The sequence below is a fragment of the Collinsella sp. An7 genome (assembly GCF_002159335.1).
In the GTDB taxonomy this organism is placed as follows: Bacteria; Actinomycetota; Coriobacteriia; order Coriobacteriales; family Coriobacteriaceae; genus Coprousia.
In genome coordinates this window covers 276,704-290,117 of sequence record NZ_NFHP01000001.1, presented here as the reverse complement: position 1 = coordinate 290,117, position 13,414 = coordinate 276,704, and the positions used below count along the sequence as shown (strand labels likewise).

Below are 13,414 nucleotides of genomic sequence, written 5' to 3'. Positions count from 1 at the left end.
TCGGAATCAATACTTATGCGTTGTAGGGCACTTTTTTACAAACGACAGGCATAGGTGCCCGATGCCCTCTCGATTGTTCGATAAAACACCAGCTGAGCACTTTACCTAACTAAAGCTCTGTCGATCTCCGCCTAGAAAGTGCCCTACAACGCGACATCTTTGCGCAGAACATCGCCCCGCGCCCGCATCCGCCGGACAACCGACGGGAACGGGGCGACGGTTCCCCGCCGTGTCGCTAGAGACGGGGCAGCACGATCTCAAAGCACGTGCTCCAGGGTTCGGGAGCCTCTTCGAGGAGACGCAGCGAACCCCCGTTGAGTTCCACGAAGCGCCGTGCGATGGAAAGCCCCAACCCGGAGCCCTTACCGATGGAGCGCGCGGCGTTGCTGGTCACAAAGGGCTCGAACAGCGTCGAGACGAGACCGGGATCGATACCCGAACCGGTGTCCGCCACCTGCACGCGCACCACCGGACGCCCCTCGTCATCGGTGTCGCAAAATCCGATGACCCCGACCCGCGTGCCCGGCGCGTTATGCACGCACGCGTTGGAGACGAGGTTGGTGATGGCCCGGCGCACCAGCTCGATATCCACCTCCACCTCGATCGGTCCGGTCTCGATCCGCGCCTCGAAGCCGTCTCCGTACTGGTCGGCAATCGGCTCGAGGCCGGCGCAGATCCGCTCGAGGTCACAGGCGAGGTCCGTCCGCTCGAGCTCGCAGCGGTATTCGGGGTGCTCCGCGGCAGCGTACTCCCCGAGCGCCTCCACCATCGAGGTTGCCACCTCTGCCTTAGCGCAAAGCGCCTGGGCATACGCGGCCGTCCGATCGGGAGGAACCACCCCGTCGCGAAAAGCCTGCGCGTAGCCGCGGATCGCCGTGAGAGGCGTCTTGATATCGTGCGAGATATCGGCGATCATACGCTGCTTCTCCGCCTGCGCGCCCTCGAGGCGCTGCGTCAGGTCGACGAAACCGTCGTAAACGGGAATGAGCTCGGAGGCGATCTTCTCGGGCTCCGCCTCCACCCGGTGCGTCGCGCTGTATTCCTCGATCGCGCGCACCAAGGGCCGCGTCGACGAGCGGATGAGGCGCGTCTCGACGACGAAGAGCACGATGGTCGACACCGCAATCACTGGTACGAGGGCGAGCATGATGCCCTGCGACTCCGCGAAGACGCGGTCGTAGTCGGCACTGTTTATTACCGGAATCGCCTTGACGATGATCCGCGTCTCCCCCTCGTCGTTAACCCCCTGCGTGCGGCTGATCACGTACTGTCCCTCCCGCAGGATCATGTTGAACGGGTAATCGTCACCACTGGAATCGTCTACCGCGGCGGTGGAGACATTGGGGAACTCGATGACGCCGTTCAAGAGACCGAACTGCTCCGGGGTGATCGACGTGCGATCTCCGAAGATCGTGCCCTCGACGATATTGAGGTCGTGGTCGATGAGGGCATATCCCATGATGGTCTCGAAGCCCGTGTTGTCGTGACCGCCGAGCCATAGCACCCGGTACATGGTCTCGCCGTCGACCCGCTCTTCGAACACGCTGAAGCGCGCGTCCCATTCCTCCTCGTTGATGAAGGCGATATCGTCCTTGCTGATCGCCTGGGAGAACATGGAGCTCGATGAGTAGAGGGTCTTGCCCGACTCGTCCAGCACCAGCACCTCCATGCCGGCGAATCGCTTCTCGGCAAGGACGGAATAGTCATCGTTCAGGACCGTCTGCTTGACCTCGTCGAACTCAGCGTCGGATACGAAGGCATTCGAGATGTGGGCATCGGAAAGACCCGCCACCGTCATGACGCTCAGCGCGACGAAGGCGGCGTAGAGCCCTGCAACCGTGAGGCAGCGAGCGGTGAGGCTCGACCCGACGCCCTTCAGAAAGGATCCGAGCGATGCGACGCGGCGGCGGATGGATCCGCGCACGCGCTTGTCGACGGCGCCTCTGTGATCTTTAGGCTTCAAGGCGGTACCCCAATCCCCGCACGGTCTTGATGTAGCGCGGATGAGACGGGTCGATCTCTATCTTGGCGCGAATGTTCGAGATATGCACCATGACACTGCTCTCGCATCCGGCGGCGGGGGCCGACTCGTCGCCGGTAACGCAGGCGTAGAGCTGCTCTTTGGTGAATACGCGACCCGGCGCGGAGAGGAGCCTCGTTATGATCTTGAGCTCCGCCGCGGTAAGGGGCACCGGCTCTCCGGCGCGTGTGAGGGTGAGGCGCTCGGTATCGAGCGCAAGGTCGCCCGCATGCAGCACCTGGCCCTCGTCCGCGACGTCCACGCGGCGCAGCACCGCCCGGATGTAGGCGGTCACCTCCATGGGATCGAACGGCTTGGTGATGTAGCCGTCCGCCCCGAGATCGAGCCCGAGCACCTTGTCGGCAGCCATGCTGCGCGCCGAGACGATGATGATGGGGGCACGGGAGAACGCACGGGCCTCGCGAATGAAGTCATAGCCGTTCATGCGGGGCATCATGATATCCGCGAGGACGACCGACACCGGCTGCTCGCGCAAGATCTCGAGGGCGCTCGCCCCATCGGGGGCGGCGAGCACGCGGTAGCCCGCCCCCATGAGGTAAAGACGCAGGATCTCGACGATGTCGGCATCGTCCTCGGCGATGAGCACGGCCACGGTAGCGTCATCGGACATGGTCATCCTTTCATCCGGGAGGGCGGAGAGCGGCGGCGGGCCGGATCATCCTGCCCAAAAGGTACCACGCCCAGCGGGCTCAGAGGGGCGGTGAGCGAAGCCTAAAGAAATACTTAGACTGCGCTCAGGCTCGCTTAATCGGGCGCGCGCATCATGGTTGCCACCTTGAAGTCCGACCAAAGGAGCCGCCATGTGCGCCAGCGCCCTCACCCTGTTGGAAGATGCCGCCGAGCGGTATCCCGATAAGCCCGCAATCGTCGATGAATGGGGCGCGTCGACCTTCGCCGAGCTACGAGACCTCGCCCGCCGCATCGGGAGCGGCCTCGTCGAGCGCGGGTACGCCGCATCCCCCGTCGTCGTGGTGCTCGAGAAGGGCTCCCGCGCCCTCGCCGCCATGATGGGCGTACTCTATGCCGGCGGCTGCTACGTGCCCATCGACCCCGTTGCCGCACCGGCGCGCCTCGCCCCGGTCTGCCAGGTCCTCGCCGGCCCTGCCGTCATCACGGACGCACGGGCAGGAGAGCTCCCGGCCGGAGATGCTCGTGAGACGTTCGATGTGGAGGAGCTCCTGCGCTCCGCGGTCGACCCCGTCGAGCTCGAGCGCATCCGCGACCACGCGCTCGACACCGATCCCGCCTACGTCCTCTTCACCTCGGGCTCGACCGGCACTCCCAAGGGCGTCGCGGTGTGCCATCGTGCCATCGTGGAGTTCATCGACTCGTTCACCTCGCTTTTCGGCATCGCCGAGGACGATGTGATCGCAAACCAGGCCCCCTTCGACTTCGACGTATCCGTCAAGGACATATACAGCTCGTTCGCCACCGGAGCCACCCTCGTCATCCTGCCCCGGCGCCTGTTCTCTGAGCCGGCGCGCCTGGTCGAGGCGCTCGTGGAGCACCGGGCGACGACCCTCACCTGGGCGGTGGCCGCCCTCTGCCTGGTGAGCAGCCTGCATGCCCTCGAGGGCGTCGACCTCAGCGGCCTGCGGCGTGTGCTCTTCAGCGGCGAGACCATGCCCGCAAGGCATCTCGCCACCTGGCTCGAACATGCCCCTGAGGCGGAGTTCGTGAACCTGTACGGCCCTACCGAGGTCACCTGCAATTGCCTCTATCACCGCATCGACCGGAATCGCTCCTATGCCGAGGGGATCCCCTTGGGCGTCCCCTTTCCCAACCACGAGGTCATGCTGCTCGATGAGCAGATGCACCCCGTCACCGAGCCGGGCGGCGTGGGCGAACTCTATGTGCGAACCCCGCAGCTCGCCCTGGGTTACATGGGCGATGCGGAGCGCACCGCCGAGGCCTTCATCCAGAACCCCCTCAACCCCTGGGTGCCCGAGACCGTGTATCGCACCGGCGACCTCGCGCGCCTGACCGCAGGGGGCGAGCTCATCTTCAGCGGAAGGCACGACAACCAGATCAAGCACCTGGGCCACCGTATCGAGCTCGAGGAGATCGACGGGGCGATCGAGCGCCTGGACGGTGTGAGTCGGTGCCGCTGCGCCTACGACGAGCGGCGCCATCGGATCTTCGCCTTCTTCGAGGGCACCGCCGGGCTCGACGAGCTCGCCCATGCCGCGCAGGCATCGCTGCCGTCGCACCTCACACCGAACGCCTTCGTATCCGTCGAGCGCATGCCGCTCACCAAAAACGGCAAAGTCGACCGCCGCGCCCTCCTCGAAACCGTGCGCGCGAGAAGACGGCGCTGAGCGAGCCTGTAACCTTCCGATCATCTGCAAGACCGCCCAAGGAGGCAACCATGACCGACACCGAGCTCCTCGACCTCGCACGCACCTTCGGAACGCCGCTCTACCTGTTCGACGAGCGGAGCCTGCGCAGCCGCGTCGAGACCATCGCCCAAGCCTGCCCGGACCGCACCGAGCTCTGCTTCGCCATCAAGGCGAACCCCTTCGTCGTCCCCCAGATGGCGACGCTCGTCCCTCGGCTCGAGGTGTGCTCGCCCGGCGAGCTCTCGATCTGCGAGTCCTGCGACATCGACCCCGACAGCATCGTCGTCTCTGGCGTCTACAAGGACCCCGTCCTTATGGACGAGCTCGTCGCGGCACCGAAGCTGCCGCACCGCTTCACCATTGAGTCCCTCGGCCAGCTCGAGCTGCTGCACGGGCTCGCCGTCCGTCACGCGCGCATCGTGCCCGTGCTCATCAGGCTCACCAGCGGCAACCAGTTCGGCATCGACGCCGAGACGCTGCGCGAGGTGATCGATGCACGTGAGCGCTATCCCAACCTCGCCATCAAGGGAGTCCAATTCTTCTCGGGAACCCAGAAATCGGGCCCGCGGCGCATCGTCCGCGAGATCGAGCGTCTCGACGAGATGCTGGGCCGTCTCGAGCTCGAGTACGGCTGGCGTGCCGAGGAGCTCGAGTACGGCCCCGGCCTGCCGGTCGCGTACTTCTCCGACGACGCGTTCGACGAGCAGGCGCTTCTGGACGCCATGGGAACGGCTCTCGCAAACCTGCGCTTCCCGGGCAAGGTGACGCTCGAGGTCGGCCGTTCGCTCGTCGCCGCCTGCGGGACCTACCTCACGCGCGTGGTGGATACCAAGTGCGACCGGGGCCAGCGCTACGCCATCGTTGACGGCGGCATCCACCACCTCGTGTACTACGGGCAGTCCATGGCCATGCGCCAACCCCCCTGCCGCATTCTCCAAGACGGGTCCGGGGACGGAGGGGCCGAATGCGAGACGACTTGGAACGTTTTCGGCTCCCTGTGCACCGTGAACGACATCCTTGCCAAGCAGCTCCCCCTCGCCGGCCTGGAGCCGGGAAGGATCATCGCCTTCGAGCAGGTGGGCGCCTACAGCATGACCGAGGGGATATCCCTCTTCCTCTCGCGTGACCTACCGGCCGTCGTCACCGTGGGAATCGACGGAGCTCCGCGCCTTTCGCGCGCCGCCGTTCCCACCCACCCCTTCAACACACCCTATTGCTAGACCATCCCGAACAACCATCTGATCCATTCACCGAACGATCCGCAGCCATACGAAAGGAACAGCACCATGGACACCATCATCGACATTCTCGAAGAGCTCAAGCCCGGCATCGATTTCGAAACCGAACAGGGGCTCGTTCGCAGGCGCGTCCTCGATTCGCTCACCATCATCGCCCTCATCTCCGAGCTCGAGGATGAGTTCGACATAACCATCCCCGCAGTCGAGATCGTTGCGGACAACTTCGATTCCGCCGAAAGCATCCATGCGCTCATCGAGCGACTGCTCGATGAGGACCTGTAGGGCGCTCCCCCATGAACGGACATATCATCAACTCCTTCTGCTCGCTCGCCTTCCTCGGCGCCTTCGTGCCCGCCACGGCGCTCATCTACACGCTCTCGCCTCAGCGGGTGCGCCCTTGGGTTCTTCTCTTGGCGAGCTACGCCTGCTTCTGGCTCATCAGCGGCAAGCTCCTGGTACTGCTCATCGCAACGACGCTCGTCACCTATCTCACCGGCCTCGTCCTGGGTCGCGTGCGCGCCGAGCAGCGCGAGGCCGTGGCGGGCACGCGTGACCGCGCCGAGCGACGGGCCATCAAGGCGCGCTATCGGAACCGAAGCCGCATGGTCGTCGGATTCTCCGCGCTCGCGAGTGTAGGCATCCTCGTCTCGGTCAAATACCTCGGATTTCTCGGCGGGATCGCGTCCTCTCTCGGCACGCTTGTGGGATTTGAGTGGCATCTCGTGCCGCCCAAAATCGGCGTCCCCATCGGCATCTCGTTCTACACGCTGCAAGCGCTCTCCTATGTGTTCGATGTCTACCGCTCGACGATCGAGCCTGAGCGCAACCCCATGCGCCTCGCCCTGTTCATGGGGTTCTTCCCCCAGCTCATGGAAGGCCCCATCTGCCGCTATGGGGAGACCGCCGACCAGCTTGCAGCTGGCGAGCCGATTCGCACGGACAACCTCGTAAACGGCCTCGTGCGCATCGCATGGGGCGTCGCCAAGACCATCATCGTGGCGGACCGCCTGAACCTCTACGTCAAGCCGGTGTTCGCCGATTACACCGCGTGGAGCGGCACGGTGATCGCCCTCGGCGCGGTCCTCTACACCTTCCAGCTGTACTGCGATTTCTCCGGTACGATCGACATCGTGATCGGCGTGGGACGCATCTTCGGCGTACGCCTGCCCGAGAACTTCCGTCAACCGTTCTTCTCCCGCACCGCCTCCGAGTTCTGGCAGCGCTGGCACATCACGCTCGGCGCATGGCTGCGCGACTACGTGTTCTACCCCGTCTCCCTCTCGTCTCCCGTTAAGCGATTCGCCCGCGGGGCGCGCAAGGTCTTCGGCACCCGTACCGGATCGGTACTGTCTGGCGGCGTTGCCCTCTTCTGCGTCTGGATCCTTAACGGCCTCTGGCACGGTTCGGGCTGGCAATACCTGTTCTTCGGCATGTACTACTTCGTCACCATTCTGGCCTCGGGCCTGCTCGAGCCCCTCTTCAGCGGCATGAGGCGCGCACTGAAGATCGACCCCTCCGCGCGGCCCTGGATCGTTTTCCAGGTGCTCCGGACCTGGACCATCGTGTTCGTCGGCGAGCTCATCTTCCGCGCCGAGGGAGTGCGCGCGGGAATCGGGATGCTCGGGCGTATCGCCAGCGGATTCTCTCCCGCGGCGCTGATCGACGGATCGGTCCTCGCCCCCGGCATGGATGCGGCGGATTTCGCCGTGGTGGCGCTTTTCGCGGTAGCGATGCTCTTCTTCGGCCTCTGGCGCGAGCTCGGCTGCCGCACCCCACGCCCCGCGCTACAGCACCGCATCGGCATCAGCTGCGCCGCCCTCGCCGCAATCTGCGTCGTCATCATCGTCTTCGGGGCCTACGGCCAGGGATATGTCCCACTCGACCCTATCTACGCACAGTTCTAGCCCCTCCGCCGGCGCCCGGCCCCGCACCTCATGGGCGCCGGCACTCGATTGAAAGCGAAACAACATGAAGCGATTCCACCTTCCGCCCCTTGCGTGCATCGGGCTATCCGCCGTAGCGGTGCTTGTTGCCTGCCTCGCGTTATCATCCCTGTTCGTCCCCAAGAACAATCAGGCCTCCTTCGGACAGATCGACGAGGCGGCCTTCGGTGTTCTCGGCGAGCCCTCAGACTCCCTCGACGTGCTCTTCGTTGGGGATTCCGAGGTCTACACCTCGCTCTCTCCCTTGCAGATGTGGAACGAGCAGGGCTTCACCTCCTACGATATCGCCACTAGTGGACAGCCCCTTTGCTACAGCAAGACGATCCTCTCCCATGCGCTCGAGAAGCAGAATCCCCGGGTCGTGGTCTTCGAGACCAACATGATCTTCCGCAAGATGAAAGCCGACCAGATTCTCTGGCGCGAGGCGGCAAACCTCTTCCCCATCATCGAGTACCACAACCGCTGGAAGCATCTCACCCCTGCGGACCTGACCGCTCAACCCAAGACCACTTGGACGCACCCAGCAAAAGGATTTCGCCCCAACGAGCAGGTCGTCCCCTCGAAGATTCGCGACCACATGAAACCGACCACCGATCGCGAGCGCATCTCACCGTTGAATGAGTGGTATCTGACCTCGATGATCGACATGTGCCGCGACCGCGGTATCAAGGTGGTGCTTCTCAGTACTCCCAGCACGAAGAACTGGAGCACGCAGCGCCACAACGCAGTGCAGGCGTTTCTGGATAGCAAGGGATACGGGTCCGATGTCAGCTACCTCGATTTGAACTTCGATGGCACCGAGGTGCCGATCGACTGGCAGGTGGAAACCTCTGATGCCGGCGACCACCTCAACATCAAGGGCGCCCGGAAGGTCTCTCACTATGTGGGTGACTGGCTCAGAACGAATTACCGCCTGACCGATCACCGTGGGGAGAGCGCTTATCGCCAGTGGACCCAGGCATCGGCGAACCTCGGTTAAGAGGCCGCGGGCCGCGCGGCTCCACCGCCCCCCCGCGGCCCTCTTGGGACCCATCATAAGGCTTAGACGGACCGAATCAGGCCAACATCGTCCAAAGGTGCGCGTTGGTAGGGCACTTTTCCCGAACGACCACGATACCCAGTGGGAGCGTAGTGGGATTTCCCCTGGTAGCGGACGGAAGGTGACGGCGCCACATCCGGCATCAGGGCAAAGGTGCCCTACTACGCAGCTTTTTCGGCGCCGTGCGAATGAGACTCGAGGCAATACAGGAAAAGCCCCGGATCGCAGCTGCGATCCGGGGCTTCCTTACCTCGCTGTATCCTATGCGAAGCTACAGGGCTACTCAGCCATGAAGTCGCGCTGAACGGTCGAGTCGACCTTAACGCCGGGGCCCATCGTCGAGGAGATGGAGATGCTCTTGACGTAGCGGCCCTTAGCGGAGGACGGCTTCACGCGCAGCAGCTCGGTGTAGAGCGCAGCGTAGTTCTCCACGAGCTTCTGGTCATCGAAGGACACGCGGCCCAGCGGCACGTGGCAGATGCCGTAACGGTCGGCGCGGTACTCCACGCGGCCGGCCTTGAGCTCGCCGACCATCTTGGCCACGTCCATGGTCACGGTGCCGAGCTTCGGGTTCGGCATGAGGCCACGGGGGCCGAGGATCTTACCGATGCGGCCGACCTTCGCCATCATGTTGGGGGTGGCGATGGCAGCGTCAAAGTTGATCTCGCCGGCCTGAATCTGAGCCACGAGGTCATCGGAACCCACAATATCGGCGCCGGCCTCCTCGGCCTCGCGCGCCTTCTCGCCCTCGGCAAAGACAGCCACGCGGACGGTCTTGCCGGTGCCGTGCGGCAGCGAGATGGAGCCGCGGACGTTTTGATCGGCCTTACGGGTGTCGATGCCCAGACGGAAGTGGGCCTCGACGGTCTCGTCAAACTTGGCCGGAGCGACCTCCTTGACGAGCTTCACCGCCGCGAGCGGGGTGTAGAGCTTCTGGCTGTCGACCTTGGCGGCCGCAGCGCGGAAATTCTTTCCATGCTTTGCCATTGTTTACCTCCTGTGGTCAACGGGCGTGCGCCCTCCCACATCGTTATGCGCCCTCAGGCGCGCGGAGCGGCCGCCTCAAGACGGCCACGGGATACCAACGTGCTACTCGGCGATGGTCACGCCCATAGAACGGGCGGTGCCGGCAACGATCTTCTTGGCGGCCTCGATGTCGTTGGCATTGAGGTCCGGCATCTTGATCTCGGCGATCTTGGTGAGCTGCTCCTGGGTGAGCTGGCCAACCTTGTCGCGCTGGGGCACAGCGGAGCCGCTCTTGAGCTTGAGCTCCTTCTTGATAAGGTGAGCCGCCGGCGGGGTCTTGGTCACAAAGTCAAACGAGCGATCCTCGTAAACGGTGATCTCGACCGGGATGATGTCGCCCATCTTGTCCTGCGTGGCGGCATTGAACGCCTGGCAGAACTGCATGATGTTGACCTGAGCGGCACCGAGCGCCGGGCCAACGGGAGGAGCGGGGTTGGCCTGACCGGCCTGGATCTGCAACTTGATGACGGTTGCAACCTTCTTCTCAGCCATGGTGGAAACCTTCCTTACAGCTGGTTTGATACGTGCTATATCGTAGACACGCCTGTGCTAGAAGCACCCTCCGCGTTGAGCGGACGCGGCGGGAACACCGACGCGAGAACGAACGAACTAAGAGATGATGGCCACCTGGTCAAAGCCAAGCTCCACCGGGGTCTCGCGGCCAAAAATGACAAGCGTTACCTTGACCTTGCCGGACTCGGCGTTGACCTCGGCAACCTGACCGTCAAAGTCGGCCAGCGGGCCCGACGTCACGCGCACCGACGTGCCGACCTCAAGGCCGACAGCCGTGCGCTTGGGAGCATCGCCCTTCTTGGAGCGGCGCATCATCTTGTTGTACTCGTCGCGCGAAAGCGGCGACGGTTTACCGTTGGCGCCCAGAAAGCCCGTGACGCCCGGCGTATTGCGAACACAGGTCCACGCGTCGTCGTCCATCTCCATGCGGACGAGCACGTAGCCCGGGAAGATCTTGACGTCCTTGGTCTCGCGCTTACCGCCCTCTTTGATCTCGGTCACGCTCTCGGTCGGAATCTCGATATCAAAGATGCGGTCCTGCATGCCCATGGTCTCGATACGATGCTCGAGATCGGTCTTGACGCTCTTCTCATAACCCGAATAGGTGTGAACCACATACCAGCGCTTAGACATGGCTTACCCCCTCAGGCCCGAGAACAGCACGAGGCCCTCGCTGATGCCAAAGTCGAGCACCGCGATAACGATGCCCACGACAACGAGCGAGATGCACACGGCAACGGAATAGTTGATGAGCTCCTCCTTGGTGGGCCACGTGACGCGCTTCATCTCGGAGCGCACCGCAGAGAAGTACTTCTTGATACGGGTAAAGATGCCGGGTTTGGCAGCCTTGCCGTTCTTGCCCTTGGCCTGAGCCTTGGACTGCTTGGCCTTGGCAGCCTGCTTGGCCTGCTTGGCCTGCTTACCCTTGGCGGTCTGCTTTGGGCTCTCGGCCTTCTTGGCATTAGCCTTGGAAGGGGCGGCAGCAGCCGTATCGCCCTTCTTGGTCTTCATGTTCGCCATGATCGACAACCTCCGGCAAAACCTGCTCTTACATGGTAAAACCGTAAGCCCCGAGAATGGGGCTTACGGATTGGTTACTGGCACGCCAGGAAGGACTCGAACCCTCAACACTCGGTTTTGGAGACCGATGCTCTACCAATTGAACTACTGGCGTATGTTAAGAAGACTAGCGGGTCTCCTTGTGAACCGTATGACGACGGCACCAGGGGCAATACTTCTTGATCTCCATGCGGTCAGGCATGGTGGCCTTGTTCTTGGTCGTCGTGTAGTTGCGACGCTTGCACTCGGTGCATGCAAGGGTGACTAGGGTACGCATGAAACTTATTACCTCCCAATACCGCCCGGACGGGCACGGTGGAATACATTAGCATCTGTCTGATGTGTCTGTCAACAGTATCCTACGCAGCCCGCTTCATCTGCAAAAACGGTACATAACCTGACGACAGTCCTGCACAGAAAACAACCCGGCTCCCGCGAGGGAACCGGGTTGCACAAGCCGTGAATGACCGAATAACGGAGTTACTCGATGATGGTGCTCACGACGCCCGAGCCGACGGTGTGGCCACCCTCGCGGATAGCGAAGCGGAGGCCCTCCTCCATGGCGATCGGGTGAATGAGGTCGCCCTCGATGGTGATGTGGTCACCAGGCATGGCCATCTCGGTGCCCTCGGGGAGCTTGACGGTGCCGGTCACGTCAGTGGTACGGAAGTAGAACTGCGGACGATAACCATCGAAGAACGGGGTGTGACGGCCGCCCTCCTCCTTGGTAAGGACGTAGACCTCGCCGGTGAACTTGGTGTGCGGGTGTACCGAGCCGGGCTTGCAGAGAACCTGACCGCGCTCGATGTCCTCGCGCTTGATACCACGGAGCAGGATGCCGACGTTGTCGCCAGCCTCGCAGAAGTCCATGGTCTTGCGGAACATCTCGATGCCGGTGGCGACGGAGGACTGGGTCTCCTTGATACCGACGATCTCGACCGGCTCGTTGAGCTTGAGCACGCCACGCTCGACACGACCGGTGGCAACGGTACCACGGCCAGAGATGGTCATGGTGTCCTCGACGGCCATCAGGAAGGGCTTGGCGTCGTCGCGCTCGGGGGTCGGGATGTAGTCGTCAACGGCCTGCATGAGCTCGCGGACGGAGTCCATCCACTTCTCCTCGCCGTTGAGGGCGCCGAGAGCAGAGCCGCGGATGACGGGGATGTCGTCTCCCGGGAAGTCGTACTCGGAGAGGAGCTCACGGGTCTCCATCTCAACGAGGTCGATGAGCTCCTCGTCGTCGACCATGTCGCACTTGTTGAGGAACACGACGATGTAGGGCACGCCGACCTGACGGGCGAGCAGGATGTGCTCGCGGGTCTGAGCCATGGGGCCGTCGGTAGCAGCGATGACCAGGATAGCGCCGTCCATCTGGGCAGCACCGGAGATCATGTTCTTGATGTAGTCGGCGTGGCCGGGGCAGTCGACGTGAGCATAGTGGCGGTTGGCCGTCTCGTACTCGACGTGGGCAACGGAGATGGTGATGCCGCGCTCGCGCTCCTCGGGAGCCTTGTCGATGTTCTCGAACGCAGTGAAGTCGGCCTTGCAGCCATCGGTCTCGGAGAGAACCTTGGTGATGGCGGCGGTCAGCGTGGTCTTACCGTGGTCCACGTGGCCGATGGTGCCGATGTTAACATGCGGCTTAGTGCGCTCAAACTTTTCCTTGGCCATTTAGCCCTCCTCCTTAAAGGTCGTCCCCCGATGGGACAATGCCTTCTTTAACTAAGTGGCTCCCCCGCCTATCAGGGAAGCCACCGCGTTACCTGGTAGCGGTGACTGGATTCGAACCAGTGACGCCACGGGTATGAACCGTGTGCTCTAACCAGCTGAGCTACACCGCCGTACTGGAGCCTGCGACCGGACTTGAACCGGTGACCTCCTCGTTACCAACGAGGTGCTCTACCGACTGAGCTACACAGGCACTTGCTGGTGGGAGCGCAAGGATTCGAACCTTGGTAGGCAGAGCCAACGGGTTTACAGCCCGTCCCCATTAACCACTCGGGCACACTCCCACAATGCAAGTCGTCGCTTTGCTGCCGTCCCATAAGGGACCTGCACCTCCGCGAGCAAAAGGATAGTATTACGTGCAACGGCCCCCTGTCAACTGATTTGTCTCAATACACGGCCCCGGGCGTATCTCTACTGCTCTAACCAGCGGTTTTGTTCACTGCCGTTTTGAATATCCTATGAATCCCGAGGTCGGGAGGGCACGGGCA

At 63.0% G+C, this 13,414-nt stretch carries 13 protein-coding genes and 4 tRNA genes; 5 read left to right on the top strand and 12 right to left on the bottom strand.

Going from position 1 to position 13,414, the window contains the following annotated elements; all coding sequences use genetic code 11:
- Positions 1-235: 235 nt before the first annotated feature.
- Together B5G20_RS01305 and B5G20_RS01300 are read right to left on the bottom strand one after the other, a co-directional pair.
- The gene (locus B5G20_RS01305) at positions 236-1,963 is read right to left on the bottom strand and encodes a HAMP domain-containing sensor histidine kinase (RefSeq protein ID WP_143750188.1); all 1,728 of its coding nucleotides are present in this window, start codon (positions 1,961-1,963) and stop codon (positions 236-238) included.
- Positions 1,953-2,651, bottom strand: a complete 699-nt coding sequence (locus B5G20_RS01300) for a response regulator transcription factor (protein WP_087354242.1) — start codon at positions 2,649-2,651, stop codon at positions 1,953-1,955. The genes B5G20_RS01305 and B5G20_RS01300 overlap by 11 nt, the downstream gene beginning before the upstream one ends.
- A gap of 190 nt (positions 2,652-2,841) precedes the next feature.
- Here B5G20_RS01300 and B5G20_RS01295 point away from each other — a divergent pair, with 190 nt between their 5' ends.
- The 5 genes from B5G20_RS01295 (at position 2,842) to B5G20_RS01275 (ending at position 8,540) form a co-directional block, all read left to right on the top strand.
- A complete protein-coding gene (locus tag B5G20_RS01295; RefSeq protein WP_087354239.1) occupies positions 2,842-4,359 on the top strand; it encodes an amino acid adenylation domain-containing protein in 1,518 nt (505 codons plus the stop codon).
- Positions 4,360-4,409: 50 nt separating this feature from the next.
- Positions 4,410-5,600, top strand: coding sequence for an alanine racemase (locus B5G20_RS01290; RefSeq protein ID WP_087354236.1), 1,191 nt, complete (start codon positions 4,410-4,412; stop codon positions 5,598-5,600).
- A 66-nt stretch (positions 5,601-5,666) separates the two neighbouring features.
- Positions 5,667-5,900 carry a phosphopantetheine-binding protein gene (locus B5G20_RS01285; protein WP_087354233.1) on the top strand — a complete coding sequence of 78 codons (234 nt, stop codon included), beginning with the start codon at positions 5,667-5,669 and terminating at the stop codon, positions 5,898-5,900.
- 11 nt (positions 5,901-5,911) lie between these two features.
- Positions 5,912-7,522 carry an MBOAT family O-acyltransferase gene (locus B5G20_RS01280; RefSeq protein ID WP_239286815.1) on the top strand — a complete coding sequence of 537 codons (1,611 nt, stop codon included), beginning with the start codon at positions 5,912-5,914 and terminating at the stop codon, positions 7,520-7,522.
- Between the two features lie 64 nt (positions 7,523-7,586).
- A complete protein-coding gene (locus B5G20_RS01275; RefSeq protein WP_087354230.1) occupies positions 7,587-8,540 on the top strand; it encodes a hypothetical protein in 954 nt (317 codons plus the stop codon).
- A 339-nt stretch (positions 8,541-8,879) separates the two neighbouring features.
- Here B5G20_RS01275 and rplA read toward each other — a convergent pair whose 3' ends face one another.
- The 10 genes from rplA to B5G20_RS01225 form a co-directional block, all read right to left on the bottom strand.
- Positions 8,880-9,587, bottom strand: coding sequence for a 50S ribosomal protein L1 (gene rplA / locus B5G20_RS01270; protein WP_087354227.1), 708 nt, complete (start codon positions 9,585-9,587; stop codon positions 8,880-8,882).
- Between the two features lie 102 nt (positions 9,588-9,689).
- Entirely contained in the window at positions 9,690-10,118 is a 429-nt protein-coding gene (gene rplK / locus B5G20_RS01265; RefSeq protein WP_087354224.1) for a 50S ribosomal protein L11, read from the bottom strand.
- Between the two features lie 117 nt (positions 10,119-10,235).
- A complete protein-coding gene (gene nusG / locus B5G20_RS01260; protein ID WP_087354221.1) occupies positions 10,236-10,772 on the bottom strand; it encodes a transcription termination/antitermination protein NusG in 537 nt (178 codons plus the stop codon).
- Positions 10,773-10,775: 3 nt separating this feature from the next.
- Positions 10,776-11,159, bottom strand: coding sequence for a preprotein translocase subunit SecE (gene secE / locus B5G20_RS01255; RefSeq protein WP_087354218.1), 384 nt, complete (start codon positions 11,157-11,159; stop codon positions 10,776-10,778).
- A 78-nt stretch (positions 11,160-11,237) separates the two neighbouring features.
- Positions 11,238-11,313: transfer RNA gene (locus B5G20_RS01250), tRNA-Trp, on the bottom strand.
- A gap of 12 nt (positions 11,314-11,325) precedes the next feature.
- Positions 11,326-11,475: a 50S ribosomal protein L33 gene (gene rpmG, locus B5G20_RS01245; protein ID WP_019127809.1), complete on the bottom strand. Its 150-nt coding sequence runs from the start codon at positions 11,473-11,475 to the stop codon at positions 11,326-11,328.
- 203 nt (positions 11,476-11,678) lie between these two features.
- Positions 11,679-12,869 carry an elongation factor Tu gene (tuf, locus tag B5G20_RS01240; protein ID WP_087354215.1) on the bottom strand — a complete coding sequence of 397 codons (1,191 nt, stop codon included), beginning with the start codon at positions 12,867-12,869 and terminating at the stop codon, positions 11,679-11,681.
- A 93-nt stretch (positions 12,870-12,962) separates the two neighbouring features.
- Positions 12,963-13,039, bottom strand: a tRNA-Met gene (locus B5G20_RS01235).
- A 4-nt stretch (positions 13,040-13,043) separates the two neighbouring features.
- Positions 13,044-13,119, bottom strand: a tRNA-Thr gene (locus B5G20_RS01230).
- Positions 13,120-13,125: 6 nt separating this feature from the next.
- Positions 13,126-13,210 (bottom strand) — tRNA-Tyr (locus tag B5G20_RS01225).
- Between the last annotated feature and the right edge of the window lie 204 nt (positions 13,211-13,414).